The organism is Streptomyces sp. NBC_00306 (assembly GCF_036169555.1).
Classification (GTDB): Bacteria; Actinomycetota; Actinomycetes; order Streptomycetales; family Streptomycetaceae; genus Streptomyces; species Streptomyces achmelvichensis.
In genome coordinates this window covers 7,754,710-7,771,362 of the sequence record NZ_CP108032.1, presented here as the reverse complement: position 1 = coordinate 7,771,362, position 16,653 = coordinate 7,754,710, and the positions used below count along the sequence as shown (strand labels likewise).

Here is a 16,653-nt window from a genome sequence, read left to right as displayed (position 1 = left end):
AGGCATTCCCCGGCAGCGTCGTCAACGGCTGCGTGGCCTGCCCGCCTAAGCTTTTGCGAGTCCCGGGGGGACGCGCAGAGTAGGAAGCGGGTGGCATGCTTGCCGTCGCGGTCATTGCCGGAATTCTGTTCGTGTGGTCGCTTCTCGCCCACCGGCTGTCGCGCTGGAGCATCACCGCACCCATCGCGATGATGTGCGCGGGAATCGCTCTGACGGGAGGCTCGGATCCCCCGCTGCGGTTCGACCTCGACACCAATGTGTTCGAGCACGCGGTGGAAGTCGTTCTGGCCCTGCTGCTCTTCGTGGACGCCATCGAGGTTCCCGGGGGAATCCTCGGACGGGAGAAAGGGCTCGTCCTTCGGCTTCTCGGCGGTGCACTGCCGCTCACCCTGGGCGGCGCCTTTCTGGCCGGGTACCTGATCTTTCCCGATCAGTCGGGCTGGCTGCTGGCGGTCCTCGCGACCATTGTCGTCCCGCTCGACCTGGCGCCCACGGCGGCCATCGTCCGGGACACCCGTATCCCGGCCCGGCTGCGCGAGGTGCTCAACGTCGAAGGAGGCCTCAACGACGGCATCACCTCGCCGATCTTTCTGCTCTGCGTCGCCGTTGCCGCCGAATCCCACGGCTCACATGCCGACTACGCGGACGCGCTGCTGCAAGCGGTCGAGGCGGCGGGCTGGGCGCTGGCCTCGGGCCTGGTCGTCGGCGGTGCGGCCGGGTGGCTGCTGCGTACGTCCTGGTCGCACGGGTGGACTCATCCCTCGGCCACGAGGTTGGGTGTGCTCGCCGTCCCGGTGGCCGCGTACAGTCTCTCCTCCGCCGTGGGAGGGAACGGCTTCGTCGCCTCCTTCGTGGCCGGTGTGTTCTTCGCCCCGGCGATGCGCCGGCTCCCGGAGAACGCGGCGGCCATGACCGACGACCTCGTCGCACTCATGACCCTCGCGCTCTGGTTCCTGTTCGGCCAGATCGTCAACAACGCCTTCTGGGACGGCTTCCATGCCTCGGTGATCCTCTACGCGCTCCTCGTCGTCACTCTCGTCCGCATGCTCCCTGTACTGCTCGTGCTCACCGGGAGCGGGCTGAAGCGCTCGGACAAACTGTTCCTCGGCTGGATGGGCCCGAGAGGCGTGACATCGATCGTGTTCGGGTCGCTCGCGGTCATCGATCTGCCCGGCGAACAGGCGGACTTCATCGTCCGCGTCATGGTGGTGACCGTGATGCTCAGCATCGTGCTGCACGGACTGAGCATCGAGCCGCTCGGCCGCTTCTACGCCCGGCGCTCAGGCGGAGCCCAGTCCGAGGAGCATGCGGAAGCACGGCCGGACCGCGGGCCGTGACCGGCGCCGGCAGACGGGCCGGTACTCAGGTTCTGTGGTCCGGAAGAAGGCTGCGCACCGTCGCCGCGGCGATCGAGAGCACGATGACGGTGGCGAGGCAGACGATCGCCCAGGCGAGCTGACGCCGGCCGTCGAAGGTGGCCTCGCCGAGCCAGTGCAGGCCGTAGTTGGCCGAAGCCGAGACGGGAAAGGTGAAGTTCCAGAAATTCAGATTGAAGGGCAGATTGATGTATGCCCTGAACAGGGCGATCTGGATGAGCACCATCATGATGAAGACGCCGAAGAAGGCCAGCTGGAGGGGGCCGACCGGTCCGGGGTACGCGAAGAACGTGGCGATCCCTCCGGTGGCCGGCGGGGCCAGAAGCACGGAGAGCGAGGGAATGACCGGCACGGGCAGAGGGCCGGCCGTGATGAGTCGAGCGGTGATGACGCCGCCGATGATGACCCAGAAGAAGATGCCGACCCCCAGAGCCGTCCTGGCAGCCGGAATGGCGTGGACGCTGGAAAGGCCGATGCTGGCGATGAACGGCCCGGCCACCAGCGGGAGGAAGTATCCGGGATGCAGTTGTTTGAACGTCAGCTGCCCGGTCAGCCAGTGAGCGAACAGCTGAGCGGCCACGGTCGCCAGTGCGGCAACGAGGATCCAGCAGACAGTTCTCGCCGCTTGCAGAGGCATGTACTGACCGAAGTGCGCGAGCAGCAGAATCCCGACAACGGGCAGGAATGCGGCCCCTGCTCCGGAGACCGCGCTTTCCCTGTCGTCCCGGAACTCTCGGGTGTTCCGCAGCCTCTCGCCGATGTAGACGGTGGAGAACAGAATCCAGAGGACCGCGGCGATCGAATAGAAGGTGACCTCGATCCACGCGGGCGCGCCCAGCGTCACAGCCGCTACCGCCCATGCACCGCCAAGACCCGCGAATCCCAGCGGAATGGCGAAGTGCGGGAGACTGACCAGTCTTTTCGCGGAGGACTGCGCGGTCGAACTCATGGCACCCGGCCCTGCATTGACGGTGTGGATGCGGTGATGTGGATGCTGTCCGACGGAGTGGACCACAGGCGCACCCGGGCACGATTGCAGACCGACAATTCTACTCGGACGCGCCTGGCCCCGCGCGGTGGGCCGGACCATCGGGCAGGTGGCGGTGGGCGCGCAGGTGGCGCTGGACGGGGAGCCGGCTGCCGGTTGCCGACGCGGCGCTCCCCCGTCAAGCTGGAAAGGATGCCGCACAGCCGGATCGCTGCCGCGTAGCGGGAGGCAGTGGACGGGGCTGTGCGAGGAGGTGCCGCTGATGGCACACGAGAGTTCGTTCACTCTGGACGACAGCGGAAATGTCTCCAGCTGGCGTGACCCCACGGGCAGGTACTTTGCCCTCTCCGCCGACCCCGTGGGACAGCCTGCCGGCCGCCTTCTCTCCGACCTCCTGGACCACCTCGCAGCACAGGGCGATGCCCCTGCGCCGGCCGCCCTGCTGCTCAGCGTCGGGCGCCACGGCACAGAGACTGTCGTCGACATCCGCGGTACCGCTCCCAGCCTCCGGGCCGCGCACGTCGAAGCGGCCTTCGAGTACTCGGCGTTCGAGCAGTCCAGCGCCGGGCTGGAGGTGTACGACACCGAGCTTCGTGTCCTGCGCAGCAACTCCGCGGCCCTGGCCATGCGCGGTCGCCCGGCCGGCGACGTACTGGAGCACCGCGTGGCGGACCTCGGCTCGCGCCTCCCCCTTGCCGCGGTTCTCGAGCAGGTGCTGGACGGCAGCGAACCAGCTGTCCAGGGCAGGGTCGGCGGGCACGACGGTCATGATCACCCCCGTGTCTTCGCCGTCACCGCATTTCAGCTCCTGGACGAGCAGCAGACCATCGGCGTCGGAGCCGTGATCCACGATGTCACCGAGCAGGACCGCGACCGGACGGCAGCGCACCTTCTCGCCCAGGCGCACGCGGAGATCGGCACCACACTCGACGCGATGCGGACGGCGCAGGAACTCGCCGGCGTCGCCACACGGGATTTCGCCGGCGCCGTCTCGGTCGACCTCATCGACGCGGTCCTGCAGGGAGGCGAGGCGCCGGCGCCGCCGGTCGGCACCGATGTGCCCGTGCGCCGGGCCGCCTTCGAGTCGCGGGGCGAACTGCAACCCGTCTACGCCGTCGGCGAGATGAGCTACTTCGTGTCCCCGACCCCTTACACGCAGGTGATGGCCGACCTCACACCCCGACTGCTGGACCCGCACACATCGCCGTCCGACTGGCTCACGCACGACGCCGCTCGCGCAGGCGCCCTGAGGGACGCCGGGGTCCATTCGATGATCGTGCTGCCCCTGTCGTCCCGCGGGCGTCTCCTGGGGCTCGCCAGCTTCTATCGAGGGCCGCGCCACCCCGTCCCCTTCGACACCCTCGATGTGGGCCTCGCCGAGCAGGTGAGCGCCAAGGCATGCGTTCACATCGAGAACGCGCGCTGCTACACCAGGGAGCACACCACCGCCGTCGCGCTCCAGCGGAGCCTGCTCCCGCGAACGTTCCCGGAGCTCTCGGGGGTGACGACGGCCCACTTCTACACACCGGGATCCCGGCAGACGGTCTGGTTCGATGTCATCGCGCTGTCCGGAGCCCGTGTCGGTCTGGCCATCGGGCAGGTTCCGCAGCAGGGAGTCGACGCATCCGTGACCATGGGGCGATTCCGCACGGCCCTGGACACCCTCGCCGGGCTCGACCTGCCGCCCAACGAGCTACTGGCTCATCTCGACGATGCCACCGGTCATATCCTCCCCGCCGGTGCCCGTCCGCAGCCGGGGGCATCGCCCGCCACCGCGGATTCTCCCCGTTGCCTGTACGCCGTCTACGACCCCGTGACCGGGGAACTCGCGGCGGCCTCGGCCGGCTGGCCCGCCCCGCTCGTGGCATCCGCCGACGGTGACGTGACCATCGTGGACGTGCCGGTCGGGCCCCCACTCGGACAGGGTGCGAGCTACGACGTGAGCCGTACGTCCCTGGCTCCGGAGAGCATGCTGACCCTCTACTCACAGTCGCTCCTGGAGCCCAGCGCCCGCGCGGAGGAGCGTATGGCCCAGCTGCGCCAAGCGGCTCACCATGCGGCCCACGACCCCAGAGCGACCTGCGACAGCATTGTGCACAGCCTGCTGGGGCAAGATCCGGGTGACGGGGCTGCCGTTCTGGCGGTCCTCACCCACCGCCTTCCCGCCGAGTCCGTCGCCACCTGGACGGGCAGCCGGGAGCCCGCCGCGGTGGCCGAGTCCAGGGAGAAAGCCGGTCACCAGCTCGAGGACTGGGGGCTGGAGGCTCATACGTTCACGACAGAGATGATCGTCAGTGAACTGGTGACCAATGTGATCCGCCACGCCAGCGGCAACCCGACGGTACGCCTCATACGCGACCGCTCACTGACGATCGAAGTCTCGGATGAGGCCGCCACATCACCGCACCTGCGTCATGCCCGGGCCCAGGACGAGAACGGGCGGGGCCTGCTGATCATCGCAGCGCTCGCTCGACGGTGGGGAACCCGCTACACACCGAACGGAAAGATCATCTGGGTCGAGGAAGCGCTCGGCGACGACGATGCGTAGCAGCCCTGTCGCGTCCTGCGCGGGTCGGTCCGGGCGCCGGCGGCCCCGAAAGAACCGTATGTCCGTCGAGCCGACCGCCACCAGGACGAGGAGGTCGGGACGGCCGGCGGGCCGGGACGGTCTTCAGCGGCCTCCGCGCACTTCTGGGACGGTGACCGCCCGGCCGGAGCCCGCCTTCGACGCACGCCGTGTCGGGCATCCGAGTGACGCCGACCTTCCCTCACGTACAACCGCCGGGGCATGGGATACGGATGTCCCTGCGCCCTCGGTGCCCTGCTGCTCCGGCGCGAAGTCTCGGCTCCGACCGGTCCCGGACCGTGTGGGCAGGACCGTGGGCGCTGTTACGACGTCGGCCGGAGGGCAGGAGCAACGGTGCACGCCTCGAACGATCCTGATGCACCGGATGCGGTGAAGAGCCGCGGCTCGCGCGCAGGCTCGCTCCCCTGGCGAACCGTGTGGTTCTCGCTGGTCGGGGTGACGGTGGTCCTGGCGTTGACAGGTCTTCTCCTCGGCAGGGAGACCAGGCTCGCTCCCTTCCTCATCGTTCTGCCGGCGTTGTTCGCCGGCAGGGGCAGCGTCCGTCAGACCGTGTTCGCGTCCGTCTGGGTCAACCTCGTCGTCATCGCCTCACTCATCGACACACCGCTCGACACACTGGCGGCGGATGTGGGAGTGGTCGTCTTCGCGCTCGTGTTCACCGGCCTGAGTGTTGCCGGAGCGGCCCAGCGCGTCCGCAGGGAGGGAGAGATCGCCCGCCTTCGTTCAGCGGCAGCCGCCCTGCAGCGTCAGATCCTGCGCCCGTTTCCCCTGTTGACCGACGACTTGCTCGTCCAGGGTCTGTACGAGCCGGTGGAGGAGGACAGCCGGGTCGGGGGCGACATCTACGAGGTCGTGGACTCGCCGTACGGAAGCCGTGTGTTCATCGGCGATGTCCAGGGCAAGGGCCTGTCCGCGATCAGCGCGGCCTTCGCCGTGCTGACGGCCTTCCGGGAGGCCGCGGTGTCGGAGCCCACGCTCACGGCGGTGGTGGACGCCCTCGAGAACTCGGTGCTGAGGCACAACTCGTTCGCGGCTCAGGCGGGAGAACGGGAACGGTTCGTCACGGCCCTCGTCCTCGGCATCAGTTCCGGTCCGGAAGCCCAGGCGATCAACTGTGGCCACGTCGAGCCCTACATCCTGCACGGCGATCAGGCGGGACCGGCACTGCGCCACGAGCCGTCGGTGCCGCTGGGTCTGGCGTCGCTGACTCCGGAGCCACGCACCGTGGAATGGTTCGACTTCCCGCCCGGCTCCACTCTGCTGCTCTGCACGGACGGTGTCACCGAGGCCCGCGACGCCGCGGGCACCTTCTATCCACTGGAGGACCGCGTGACCCGCTGGGGCGAGGTGGCGCCCCGCGATATCGCGAGGACCGTGCACCGTGAGCTGCAACAGCACACCGGTGGCAGACCGACGGACGACACGGCCGTCCTGGTCCTCAGGAGAAGAGCCGACACCGGTTCGGACTGATTCCTCGGAGGACCAGGTGTGGGGGCCGTGTCCGCCGCGGCGGGGCGGCGGCCCGGACCGGTGAGGCGGCTGCCGCGGTCCGCCTCAGGGTGGTGGTCACCCCTTGATCAATTCCTCGCTCAGCTCCCAGAGCCGCCGCGCGGACTGCGGGTCGATGGCGTGCTGCACGACGTCGGCAGGGGGCGCCTTCTCCGCGCCCGTGAGGGGCTGCGGTTCCCTGTCCAGTTCCGAGATGTCGTTGTCCTTGAGGTAGACGCCGCCGATCCCCTCCAGCAGAGGGCTGGTGGAGGCGAATACGGTGGTGGCCGCGCCCTGTTGGACGGTCTTGATTCCGCGCTCGAGGTCGACGACCGGCTGCCCGTGCTCGTCCATCAGGCCGGTGGCCTTCAACTGCTCCTCCCCCACCGAGCTGTTCAGGCTGGTGCCGGCGACGATGCCCGGGTGCACGGCGTAACCGCGGATCCCGTCATCGGCCCAGCGCCGGTCCAGTTCGACGGCGAACAGAACGGCGGCGGTCTTGGACTGGCCGTAGGCGAGGAAGCTCTGGTAGCCCTCGGTGAAGTGGAGGTCGTCCCAGCGGATGTCGCTGAGCCGGTGGCCACCGGAGGACAGGTTGACGACGCGCGCTCCACCGGCGGCCCGCAGGGCGGGCAGCAGGCCCAGGGTGAGCTGGAAGTGGCCGAGGTGGTTGGTCGCGAACTGCATCTCGTAGCCGCGCGCGTCGACCTCCCGCTTCTCGTGGAGCGGGACACCGGCGTTGTTGATCAGGATGTGCAGCGGTCGGCCGGAGTCGGCACGGCGGGCGGTGAAAGCCTCGATGGAGGCCGGGTCGGCCAGATCCAGCCTGCCGACCTCGACGCGCTCGATGCCCTCCACGGTCTGGGTGGCGCGTTGCGGATTGCGTGCGCCGACGGTGACGGACGCGCCGGCTTTGCTCAGGGCCCGCGTGGTCTCCAGACCGAGCCCCGCATGGCCTCCGGTCACGATCACGTTGACGCCGGTCAGGTCGATGCCGGTGAGGACGTCGTCGGCTGTCGATGCCGACGTGAATCCGGATCCGAGAGGGTGCTGGTTGTGGGTCATGCATTCACGCTAGGAATCAACGGGAGGATCCTGAATACCTAAAAGTCCTGATTCCTTTCGCGATCGTTCAGCGGGTCGCGATACCGCGCCCGGGTGATCGGCGGCCCGCACTCATCTGTACGGGCAATGCCGGATCACCCGGTCTTTTTGCTCGGTCGTCCGGAGTGCGCGATGGTGTACCCATGCGCGGCGACCCGTTGTCCGGGGTGCTCGACCTCATCGAGATCCAGGGACTGATGTCGAGCGGCTTCGCCGTGGACGGGTCGTGGATCGCCCAGGGAGCCCTCGACCATCCACTGAAGTTCGTCGCGGTGGCCAGGGGCCGGGCCCGGGTGACCACCGACGGGTGCAACGGGCCTGTGATCCTCGATGCGGGTGACGTCGCCCTCCTGAACCACCGGTCCTGGCTGACGGTTCGCGGAGGGCCCGAGGACGAACCCCCCGTGGAGATCGACGTGACACGCGTGGGCTTCACCTCGCTGGAGGAAGACGGCGCGGACGTCGTTCTCGGCGGGCACATCGACCTCAACCCGATCGTCCGGGAGCTGTTCACACACACGCTGCCTCCGGTGGGTCTCGTGCGCGCCTCCGCAACGGACACCCCCCTGCGCGACCGCCTTGTGCACCTGTTCGACGAAGCGGCCGGCGGGCGCATCGGCTCATCGTTCGCCATCCGCCAGCACGGCCAACTCCTCCTGCTGGACATGCTGCGGGTCTACATCCACCAGGCGGAGATCCCCCCGGGCTGGCTGCGGGTGCTGACCGACGAGCGGCTCCATCCTGCGGTGGTCCTCATGCACGAGGACCCGGGCAAACCGTGGCGACTCGAGACCCTGGCACAGGCTGCCACGATGTCGAGGACCTCCTTCGCGACGCTGTTCCGGACGGCGGCCGGTATGCCGCCGCTCGCCTATCTGAACCGGTGGCGGATGCTGCTGGCACAGCGCGCCCTGCGTGCCGGCGACGACCGTATCGGCGCGATCGGCGCGACCTTGGGATACACGTCGGAGAGCGCCTTCAGCACGGCGTTCAAACGAGAGGTCGGCGAGTCACCGCTGCGCTATCGCAGTCGTGTCCGCAGCCAGGCGGTCGCCGCGGGGTCCGATGAGCCGTTGACGGCACAGGAGCCGTAACGTTGGCCCATGCCCACGATGCCGTCACGGATTGAACTGCGCCCGCTCGCCCTCTTCGACCAGGAGGAGTTCTGCACACTCGTGCGGGCCAGCTCCGAGCTCCATCAGCCATGGATGCAACTACCCGCGACCGCGGAGGACTTCCGGGTCTGGATGCGCCGCTTCGAGGACGGCACCAACCTGGGCTTCCTGATCCGTGTCCGGGAGACCGGAGCAGCCGCCGGCATGGTCAATATCAACTCGATCATCCGGGGCCGCTACCAGGGCGCGTCCCTCGGCTATGCGGCCTTCGCCCCTTCCGCAGGGCACGGGTACATGGCCGAAGGGCTCACCGCCACTCTGCGGCACGCCTTCACCGATCTGCGACTCCACCGGCTGGAGGCCAACATCCAGCCGGCGAACACAGCATCCCTCGCCGTGGTCCGGCGGCTGGGCTTCCGCTACGAGGGACTGTCGCCCGACTACCTCTACATCGACGGCGGCTGGCGGGACCACGAACGCTGGGCCATCACCGCACCGGACCCCTGGACCCCCGACCCCTCCCTTCCCGAGGTCTGAGTCGCGCGACGCCACTGGTGAAACACACTCCAGGGCAGGGGAATTGGTTCGAGACATCGTCCGCGATCGTGACACCATGCACGGCATGACGACGAACCGAAAGGCCCATGCCGCGTAGTCGGCCGGCCCACCTCAGGACCGGTACGTCCCTGCACCGGACACCGGCCGCACGCCCGGTCATCGACGGCCTGTCCTCGCGCGCACTGTCCGAGATCGCCTGTCTCGAGCGCACCCGCAACTATCTCCGACCAGGAGACATCAGCGCGGCCGTGCGCTTGTGGAAGGACTACGTCCACCGTCCTGAGCGCGAGTTGTGGCACGACTACGAGTGGGGCAACGTGCACTCGTACTGCTGCCCCGACCCTCTCGAAGCCCGCTCTCTCCTCGACACCGTGACGCATGCCCTGACACCTCGAAGCGCACGCGAACTCCGCCGGATCATCGGCCGGTTGGACGCCGTCTGGCCTCGGTGACCGGTGACGGGCGCAGGGTGCAGCCGGGCGCGTGGCGACCGACAAGGGCGGAAGTCGCCTGCCTGCCACTGCCGGTCCCCACCCATTGGGAGGGTTGGGTGTGCATGACGCCGGCCGTCCTCACATGTCCAGGACGATGTCGCCTTCGGGCTGGGCGCAGCAGATGAGCACCTCGCCGTCGGGTGGGAGCTCCAGCGGCGCCGGGGAGTAGGTGACGCCACCGGACAGGACGCTGGTGGTGCACGTGTGGCAGACGCCGGTGCGGCAGCTCCAGCGGGTGGGGACGTCGCAGGCGTCGGCGAGTTCCAGGATGCTGCGTTTGCCGTCCGGGAAGGGCGCGGAGATGCCGCTACGGACGAAGGTGACCAGCGGGCCGGTGCCGGGAGGTCCCGGCGGCTGGTGGGGTGGCCGGGTGGCCTGCGCGGTGAGGCCGGGGTTGATGGACGCCAGGGTCCCGAACAACTCGGTGTGGATGCGGGCCGGGGCGATGCCGGCCGCGGTGAGTGCCTCCTGCATGTCCGCGGTGAAGGAGGTGGGGCCGCAGATGTAGGCGGTCGCGTCGGACGGGAGCGACAGCGCTGTCAGTCTGTCCCTGGTCAGGCGGCCGTCGACGGCGTGGACCCGGCGCCGTTCCCCGGGTGTCGCCGCGCTGTAGAACACATGCTCGTGGGCGTGCGGCATGGCAGCAATCAGGGCGTGCGCCTCGGCCGCCAGTGGATGTTCCCGCGGACTGCGGGCACCGTGGATCCACCAGACCTCACGGCCGCTGTCCCGGTCGGCGAGTTCGTGCAGCATCGACAGCACCGGCGTGAGCCCGATCCCTGCGGAGACGAGGACGACCGGGCCGGTCCCTTCGGCGAGGACGAACTCACCGCGAGGCGCCGCGACTTCGAGGACCGCACCCGGGCGCAGCTTCGTGGTCAGATAGCCGCTCGCGGTGCCGTGCGGCTCATGTTTGACGCTGAACCGGTAGTGGCCGGTTTCGGTGCTCGATGACAGTGAGTAGCTGCGTACGAGGGCCGGTTGGCCGGCGTCGGGGATCCGCAGTGTCAGGTACTGGCCCGCGCGGGCGGGCGGCAGCGGGGTCCCGTCCGGGGCGCCCAGATGGATCGAGGAGACTGTCGTGGTCTCGCGGACCACCTCGGCCACGCGCAGCTCCCGGAAGCCGTCCCAGGCCGGTCCGGCGGGGGTGGGCGCGGCGGCGGTCTCCGGACGCTCCGCGGCATCCAGCAGTTCGCGGAACGAGCCCTGCCAGCCGGGGCTCAGGGCGGGGATCTGCATCGCCAGGCGCAGCTTGGCCGGGTCCCGGCCGGGTAGGTAGAGCAGCGCGTCGATGTCGGCCACGGTCAGCTTGCCGGGCCCCGTCGCGGTCTTCTCGATCCGGTCACCGGCCTGGATGTGTCCCTCGTGGAGGACCCGCATGTAGAAGCCGGGGCGGTGGTGGCTGACCAGCAGCGCGGGCATCTCGGGCCGGCCGAGGCGCAGGCCGACCCGGTAACAGGTGACGCGGGGCTGGGTGACTTCGAACTCGGCCTCGCCGATGCGGTACCGGTCTCCGATGCAGACCTCGTCGTCGGGCAGGCCGTCGACGGTGAGGTTCTCCCCGAACCGGCCGTAGTCGAGGTCGTCGCGTCCGAAGTGCTGCTGCCAGTGGCGATAGGAGTCGAGCTGGTACACGAGGACGGCCCGCTGCTCGCCGCCGTGGCCTGCCGTGTCCCCCTGGCCGTCACCGTCGATGTTGAGCCGGCGGACCATGGCCGGCCCGTGGACCGGGTACTTCCACACACCCGTGTAGACGGTCCTGCCCTGCCAGGACACGTCTTTCGGCATGCCGACGTTCACGGACAGCAGTGTGGACATCGGTCGCTCCTTCCCCGGGCGCCGTCGGCTCCGGCGGTACGACGGCGCAGCTCACGGCTGGCTGACGGCCGTCGTTTCGTCGAGCGTCGAGCGTGAGGTGCACCTCGACGCCGCGCGAGACCACGTTCCGGTTCGGTTCCAGGCTCTGTCGTCCGCCGCCGACGTGCACCTCGACGGTGTGCGGCCCGAACGACACCCATCCTGAGTGACGCCGCACCTCGACCAGGCGTGTTCATGCAATGACACTGCGCGACGGGGGCGCGATGTCATAGCAGTCGGCCGGGGCCGTGGACGGGCAGAAGGTCCGGCCTTCGACCGGGGTCTGCGTGGATGCGTCGACCTCATGGCGAGGCGTACGAGCGAGCGCGGCCTGGACTCGTACGGAACGAGGGGGCCGGTGACACCTGCGACCCCTCGGTCTCCGCTGCGGAGGACCAGGTGGCGGCCGGTCCGGCGGATGTCGAAGCGTCGTGGCCGTCGGTGGCGTGGCCGTCGGTGGCGTGACCGGCAGGTCCGCGTGCTGCCGGGCCGCGCGCTGCCTGCTCTGCGTCCCCGCACGGACGTGCACCAGGACGTGGGGCCCAGGTCTCGCGGTGTCGGGCGGTGCGCTCGCTCTACTCGGGGGGCGCGGGTGCCGGTGCCTGTGCCTGTGCCTGTGCCGAGCTCAGGGAAGATCGCGGTTGATCGCGCGCGCGGCGCCCTGGATGCCCGCGATCCCGTCCTTCATCGTGCGGTTGCCGTCGGAAAGCACCACGATCCCGTAATCGTGACCGCGGCCGGTGAACACACCGACGCTGTGCACCCGCCACCCCTTGGTCTCTCGCTCCAGCCACCCGTTCTTCAGATGGACGGTCGCCGTGCCGGAGGCCCCGGCCGGTACGCCCCACCGCTGGGCGGGGACGACGCGGTTCATCAGGCCGAGCGCGTAGGCCCGGGCGTCCTGATCGAGGACGGTGTTGCCCGAGGTCAGCAGGCGGAGCAGCTTGAGCTGGTCACCGGCGGTGATCTGCGTACGGCCCCAGAACCCCTTCGGCCCCGGAACGGTCTCCCGCATCCCGGCCAGATCCAGGAAGCGCTGCACGCTCTTCGGCCCGAGCTGGCGCCACAGCGCTGATGTCGAGTCGTTGTCCGACTTGGTGATCATGGCCTTGGTCAGCGACACCTCGCGGGGCGTGAGGTGACGGTCCTCCTCCATGACCTTGCGCAGAAGAGCCCCGAGGACGGTGACCTTGACCACGCTCGCCGAGTCGAACCGGGCGCCGGCCCGGAAGGTGCACGAGGTGTCCGTGGTGCGGTCGTAGATCGCGAGAGCGGAGGCGCCCTGGCGGCCGCGGAGCGCGCCGGCGATGTCCTGGGACAGACGGCTCGCCAGTCCGGCCCGGTGCGATGTGCAGGTGACCTGTGAACCGCCGACCTTCGCGCTCGCACGCGAACCGGTGCCGGCCGCTGACGCGCCCGTGGTCCCGAGCCCGGCCACCACGGTTCCGGTGGCCAGAACCGTGACGAGGCACCGTACTGCGCGGCGCGGTAGGTGCGTTCGGAGCATGGGGGTTCCGTCCTGCTGTGCTTCTGCGGTCACTTCAGGTCCGAGGGCTTCGGTCCGCGCTCGCCGTCGGAGGCCGGGGGCGGCGCTGGGGCGGTGGCCCGGGGCACCGGGGCTTGGAGGTGCACGCCGCCCGACGGTCCTGCGAGCGGCACGATCCCGGACGACGGCGACGCTAACAGGGCAGGGGTGACGGCAGTGTGGCCGCTATGCCCGAAATAGAGCCATTGAGGCCGATTCTTGGGTGTGTGACATTCGTCAACCCATTCGTCGGCCCATGCCGATGTCTGGCCCGGCCGATACGCGGCCCAGCCGCCGGTCGGCCCCGCACGTGGTCGGCGCGGCCGGTCAGACCGACCGGCCGCGGCGGACAGGCGGTACGAGCGCGCCCTTCGAGGTCGGCGCGCACCGCGGCGATCTGGGCCGGCGCGCGTCGATGATCGGGACCTCGTCCTCCGACAGCCCGGAATGCCCGTCGGCGGTCTCCGGCGCGCCCCGCACCTCCTCGCCGTGGCGGGCGACGGCGCACGCTGTCCCGCGGTCGGTCTGAAGCCGCTTCATCGTCGAGGTCGCGTTCGGTGCCGCCCAACTCATGCCGTGGTGGCGGGCTCGTTCCGACTTCAGCGATGAGCAGGCAGCCCCGGCCGCGGGATACCGACCGACCGCACCCGGTGAAAGGTCTGTTCGCCGACGGACTGTTCTCGGCTGCGATCCCCGGTCCACAATCACCGGGTGAACGGACAGGACCCTCGACGGGCAGCGATCGACCGGATCATGGACCCGCTGAAGACGAACATGGCCGAGGCCGGCGACTACAGCTTCGAGGCGATCCGCCAACTGGGAAACCCAGTCCCGATGTTGGTGCAGAACGACGGCAAGGAGCAGTTGCAGCTGTGGCTCGAGCCATGGGGCCAGGACTACTGGCTGAAGCCCGGCGAGGCTGTGTACGTCACGTCGTACGGGACGTGGAACGACCACCCGCTCGAGACGATCCACGAGACGGACTGCCTCACCGTATGGGCCACGTCGTGCTTCGCCACGGTCTCCGACCGCGACGGAAAAGAGTTCCCTCCGGGCCGCAGGACCACCTGACCGCCAGGCGGAACCGTGCGCCGTCCAGAGTTCGACCCGCCGGCTGCGCCGAACGCCCCGCCTACGGCTGGTAGACCGACCCGCTCACCTTGAGCCAGGCCCCCGGCCCGTATGCCTCGAGAACCGCGTCGGCCGCGCCCCTCTTGATGCTCCACACGATCAGAGCCCCGCTGGCATGGATCTCGTACTCGTAGTGGTCCTCCTCGCCGTCGTGGTGGAAGACCTCGGTACCCACGGTCTCGGACATGCTCCCGCCCGGCCCGGGCAGCAACAGGGAAACAGTCATGCGCAGACGCTACGTGATCGGCGTGACCGGGTGGTGGAGACACGTTGCGCTTCCGTTGCCGACCACAGGCGCCCGTAACCGGGCAGTCCTCCGGTCACCGTGGCCGGAGACGAGATCGTGCCTCGATGGGTGAACCTCCCGCGGCCCGGGCACGTCTCACACGCCGAAGTCAGTTCCTCAGAGAGTCGGCCGCCAGAAAGAGCAGCCACCGACCGTGGCCACGACACCCACGACACCGATTCACTGTGCAGGCACTGTCAATGAGCTCCCCGGAGGACCTGGAACCATGGCGACAGCCGATCCCCTCACCCGTCGGCTCCGGCGGCTCTTCGCCGCGCTGGACACCGACGAAGACCGATACGTCACCTGGGAGAACTACCAGCGGATCGTGCACCGGTACGTCACCGGCTACGGGTTGGCCGAGAGTGACACCAAGATCAAGGCGCTGGAGCGGGCCTACTGGGCTCAATGGCTGGGGCTCCTCGCGCAGGCGACACCAGGACGGGACCGGCTGTCCCAGGACGAGTTCGTCGCGGCGCACCGCGCTGCCGGCTATGGCGCGCACGCGTCCCAGGTGCTGGAGGACATCGCCCAGGCCATCTTCACCGTCCTGGACGTCGACGGTGACAAGCGGATCAACCGTGACGAGTTCGCCAGGTACTTGGCCTTCTGCGATATCTCCGACGGTGATGCGGCGGCGATCTTCCAGCGACTCGACCTGGACCGCGATGCCTTCATCTCCCAGCGGGAGGTAGCCAGGTCACTGCGCGCGTTCCACCTGTACAACGACGATCTCAACACGCCGGGCGGCATCTTCCTCGGAGTCTCCTGACCCGGGCCGTCGAGGACGCCTTGGCCTTCCTCCGTGCCGCGGCGCGGGGACGATCACACACCCTGCGCCGCCTCACCGATCCGCCGAACGGGCTGCTCCTGACGACCGGGTGCCGCTGATGGACGCTCTCCGTGTGCCGCGACGACGCTGCCCGCTTACGTTCGGTAGTGCTCCGCCGCGCTCGCGGCCGGGCCTCCGAGCGAGAGGGTTGCTGATGCGCCGTCACCAGATGAACCACCGGTACGGACTGCCTGTCAGGTCGCTGGCGGTAGCTCTGACGTGTGCCCCGGTCCTGCTCTTCGGTGCTGGAGCCGCCCAGGCTTCCGCGCCCCGGGCCGCAGTCAAGGCCGGTGTCGACTGGGACGCCATCGCGGAGTGCGAGTCCTCCGGAAACTGGAAGGCCAACACGGGGAACGGCCACTACGGAGGTCTGCAGTTCACCCGGTCGAGCTGGGCGGCGGCCGGCGGCCTCAAGTACGCGCCGCGCGCCGATCTGGCCACGAAGAGGGAGCAGATCGCCACGGCCAGGCGGCTCGCCGCCATGCAGGGCATGGGCGCCTGGTCCTGCGCCCGGCACTGACGAGTCACCAGCAGGCGGTCCGAGAGCTGCCCGTCGGCCCGGACGACGCCGAACCGCCCCCGCCTGCCGACGGGGGCGGTTCACAGACCCGCGCGGGTGAACGACACATGGGTGACCCCGCTGGGCGTGGAGACGCTCTCCACCTCGTAGTCCTTCTCCAGGCCCTCCAGCCCGTCCCAGAGACGTACGCCTCGGCCGAGCAGGATCGGGACCACCACGATGTGCATGTGGTCGATGAGCCCGGCAGTGAGGAAGTCGCGGACCATGGTCGGGCCACCGCCGATGCGTACGTCCAGGCCGCCCGCGGCCTCGCGAGCCGTCTCGAGCGCCTCGGCAGGCGAGGCGTCGATGAAGTGGTACGTCGTGCCGCCCTTCATCTCGATCGACGGGCGCGGGTGATGGGTGAGGACGAAGACCGGTGTGTGGAACGGCGGGTTGGAACCCCATGGCCCCTTCCAGTCCGGGTTCTCGTGCCAGCCGGGGTACCCGAACTTCCCCGCGCCCATGATCTCGGCGCCGATCCCGGCGGTGAACAGCCTCAGGAAGGCGTCGTCGACGCCGCCCGAGCCACCGGGCTGACGCAGCATCGCGCGGCCCCACCGGGTGGCGAACATCCACTCGTGCAGCCGTTCGCCGGCGTGGCCGAACGGCGCTTCGAGGCTCTGGCCCTCGCCGGTCGCGAACCCGTCGAGCGAGACGGCAATGTGCTGGACGCGGGCAAGTGACATGGTTCGTATTCCTTTCCTCCGGTTGGTCGAGCTTCATCCCATCAGCTCGGCCACAAGGCGAAGG

16 protein-coding genes are annotated in these 16,653 nt (G+C 69.4%); 9 read left to right on the top strand and 7 right to left on the bottom strand.

Annotated elements, in window-relative coordinates:
* Nucleotides 1-95: 95 nt before the first annotated feature.
* Nucleotides 96-1,337 carry a cation:proton antiporter gene (locus tag OHA05_RS34720; RefSeq protein WP_313942252.1) on the top strand — a complete coding sequence of 414 codons (1,242 nt, stop codon included), beginning with the start codon at nt 96-98 and terminating at the stop codon, nt 1,335-1,337.
* A 25-nt stretch (nt 1,338-1,362) separates the two neighbouring features.
* On the opposite strand, the gene OHA05_RS34715 is transcribed toward OHA05_RS34720, so the two are convergent.
* On the bottom strand, nt 1,363-2,466 hold the full coding sequence (locus OHA05_RS34715) for a hypothetical protein (RefSeq protein ID WP_313942253.1): 1,104 nt from the start codon (nt 2,464-2,466) through the stop codon (nt 1,363-1,365).
* Between the two features lie 160 nt (nt 2,467-2,626).
* On the opposite strand from OHA05_RS34715, the gene OHA05_RS34710 reads away from it, so the two are divergent.
* Complete coding sequence (locus OHA05_RS34710; protein ID WP_328862774.1) at nt 2,627-4,912, top strand: SpoIIE family protein phosphatase; 2,286 nt, start codon at nt 2,627-2,629, stop codon at nt 4,910-4,912.
* Nucleotides 4,913-5,284: 372 nt separating this feature from the next.
* Complete coding sequence (locus OHA05_RS34705; RefSeq protein WP_328862773.1) at nt 5,285-6,421, top strand: PP2C family protein-serine/threonine phosphatase; 1,137 nt, start codon at nt 5,285-5,287, stop codon at nt 6,419-6,421.
* 96 nt (nt 6,422-6,517) lie between these two features.
* Here the strand turns inward: OHA05_RS34705 and OHA05_RS34700 are convergent, their stop codons facing one another.
* The gene (locus OHA05_RS34700) at nt 6,518-7,504 is read right to left on the bottom strand and encodes an SDR family NAD(P)-dependent oxidoreductase (RefSeq protein ID WP_328862772.1); all 987 of its coding nucleotides are present in this window, start codon (nt 7,502-7,504) and stop codon (nt 6,518-6,520) included.
* Nucleotides 7,505-7,686: 182 nt separating this feature from the next.
* Here OHA05_RS34700 and OHA05_RS34695 point away from each other — a divergent pair, with 182 nt between their 5' ends.
* The 3 genes from OHA05_RS34695 (at nt 7,687) to OHA05_RS34685 (ending at nt 9,668) form a co-directional block, all read left to right on the top strand.
* Nucleotides 7,687-8,637 carry a helix-turn-helix transcriptional regulator gene (locus OHA05_RS34695; protein ID WP_328862771.1) on the top strand — a complete coding sequence of 317 codons (951 nt, stop codon included), beginning with the start codon at nt 7,687-7,689 and terminating at the stop codon, nt 8,635-8,637.
* A gap of 9 nt (nt 8,638-8,646) precedes the next feature.
* Nucleotides 8,647-9,195 (top strand): GNAT family N-acetyltransferase, encoded by a 549-nt coding sequence (locus tag OHA05_RS34690; RefSeq protein ID WP_328862770.1) that lies wholly within the window; start codon nt 8,647-8,649, stop codon nt 9,193-9,195.
* 107 nt (nt 9,196-9,302) lie between these two features.
* Nucleotides 9,303-9,668 (top strand): hypothetical protein, encoded by a 366-nt coding sequence (locus OHA05_RS34685; RefSeq protein WP_328862769.1) that lies wholly within the window; start codon nt 9,303-9,305, stop codon nt 9,666-9,668.
* A 120-nt stretch (nt 9,669-9,788) separates the two neighbouring features.
* On the opposite strand, the gene OHA05_RS34680 is transcribed toward OHA05_RS34685, so the two are convergent.
* From OHA05_RS34680 to OHA05_RS34670, 3 genes are all read right to left on the bottom strand, one after another.
* A complete protein-coding gene (locus OHA05_RS34680; RefSeq protein WP_328862768.1) occupies nt 9,789-11,528 on the bottom strand; it encodes an MOSC and FAD-binding oxidoreductase domain-containing protein in 1,740 nt (579 codons plus the stop codon).
* Between the two features lie 664 nt (nt 11,529-12,192).
* Nucleotides 12,193-13,074 (bottom strand): serine hydrolase, encoded by an 882-nt coding sequence (locus tag OHA05_RS34675; RefSeq protein WP_313942261.1) that lies wholly within the window; start codon nt 13,072-13,074, stop codon nt 12,193-12,195.
* A gap of 345 nt (nt 13,075-13,419) precedes the next feature.
* Complete coding sequence (locus OHA05_RS34670) at nt 13,420-13,665, bottom strand: hypothetical protein (protein ID WP_328862767.1); 246 nt, start codon at nt 13,663-13,665, stop codon at nt 13,420-13,422.
* Between the two features lie 138 nt (nt 13,666-13,803).
* Here OHA05_RS34670 and OHA05_RS34665 point away from each other — a divergent pair, with 138 nt between their 5' ends.
* Nucleotides 13,804-14,163 carry a hypothetical protein gene (locus OHA05_RS34665; protein WP_313942262.1) on the top strand — a complete coding sequence of 120 codons (360 nt, stop codon included), beginning with the start codon at nt 13,804-13,806 and terminating at the stop codon, nt 14,161-14,163.
* 61 nt (nt 14,164-14,224) lie between these two features.
* On the opposite strand, the gene OHA05_RS34660 is transcribed toward OHA05_RS34665, so the two are convergent.
* Nucleotides 14,225-14,449: a hypothetical protein gene (locus OHA05_RS34660; RefSeq protein ID WP_313942263.1), complete on the bottom strand. Its 225-nt coding sequence runs from the start codon at nt 14,447-14,449 to the stop codon at nt 14,225-14,227.
* A 286-nt stretch (nt 14,450-14,735) separates the two neighbouring features.
* Between OHA05_RS34660 and OHA05_RS34655 the strand changes: the two genes are divergently transcribed.
* Both OHA05_RS34655 and OHA05_RS34650 read left to right on the top strand, forming a co-directional pair.
* Complete coding sequence (locus tag OHA05_RS34655) at nt 14,736-15,281, top strand: EF-hand domain-containing protein (protein WP_328862766.1); 546 nt, start codon at nt 14,736-14,738, stop codon at nt 15,279-15,281.
* A gap of 214 nt (nt 15,282-15,495) precedes the next feature.
* A complete protein-coding gene (locus tag OHA05_RS34650) occupies nt 15,496-15,861 on the top strand; it encodes a transglycosylase family protein (protein ID WP_313942265.1) in 366 nt (121 codons plus the stop codon).
* A gap of 80 nt (nt 15,862-15,941) precedes the next feature.
* On the opposite strand, the gene OHA05_RS34645 is transcribed toward OHA05_RS34650, so the two are convergent.
* The gene (locus tag OHA05_RS34645) at nt 15,942-16,589 is read right to left on the bottom strand and encodes a dihydrofolate reductase family protein (protein WP_313942266.1); all 648 of its coding nucleotides are present in this window, start codon (nt 16,587-16,589) and stop codon (nt 15,942-15,944) included.
* Nucleotides 16,590-16,653: the final 64 nt, after the last annotated feature.

Bases quoted from the DNA above. Each gene is read 5' to 3' on its own strand.
- OHA05_RS34715 (WP_313942253.1), bottom strand. From the start codon at position 2,466: ATGGTCCGGCCCACCGCGCGGGGCCAGGCGCGTCCGAGTAGAATTGTC.
- OHA05_RS34670 (WP_328862767.1), bottom strand. From the start codon at position 13,665: ATGAGTTGGGCGGCACCGAACGCGACCTCGACGATGAAGCGGCTTCAG.
- OHA05_RS34655 (WP_328862766.1), top strand. From the start codon at position 14,736: ATGGCGACAGCCGATCCCCTCACCCGTCGGCTCCGGCGGCTCTTCGCC.
- OHA05_RS34680 (WP_328862768.1), bottom strand. From the start codon at position 11,528: ATGTCCACACTGCTGTCCGTGAACGTCGGCATGCCGAAAGACGTGTCC.
- OHA05_RS34685 (WP_328862769.1), top strand. From the start codon at position 9,303: ATGCCGCGTAGTCGGCCGGCCCACCTCAGGACCGGTACGTCCCTGCAC.
- OHA05_RS34710 (WP_328862774.1), top strand. From the start codon at position 2,627: ATGGCACACGAGAGTTCGTTCACTCTGGACGACAGCGGAAATGTCTCC.
- OHA05_RS34700 (WP_328862772.1), bottom strand. From the start codon at position 7,504: ATGACCCACAACCAGCACCCTCTCGGATCCGGATTCACGTCGGCATCG.
- OHA05_RS34720 (WP_313942252.1), top strand. From the start codon at position 96: ATGCTTGCCGTCGCGGTCATTGCCGGAATTCTGTTCGTGTGGTCGCTT.
- OHA05_RS34645 (WP_313942266.1), bottom strand. From the start codon at position 16,589: ATGTCACTTGCCCGCGTCCAGCACATTGCCGTCTCGCTCGACGGGTTC.
- OHA05_RS34690 (WP_328862770.1), top strand. From the start codon at position 8,647: ATGCCCACGATGCCGTCACGGATTGAACTGCGCCCGCTCGCCCTCTTC.
- OHA05_RS34695 (WP_328862771.1), top strand. From the start codon at position 7,687: ATGCGCGGCGACCCGTTGTCCGGGGTGCTCGACCTCATCGAGATCCAG.
- OHA05_RS34660 (WP_313942263.1), bottom strand. From the start codon at position 14,449: ATGACTGTTTCCCTGTTGCTGCCCGGGCCGGGCGGGAGCATGTCCGAG.
- OHA05_RS34675 (WP_313942261.1), bottom strand. From the start codon at position 13,074: ATGCTCCGAACGCACCTACCGCGCCGCGCAGTACGGTGCCTCGTCACG.
- OHA05_RS34650 (WP_313942265.1), top strand. From the start codon at position 15,496: ATGCGCCGTCACCAGATGAACCACCGGTACGGACTGCCTGTCAGGTCG.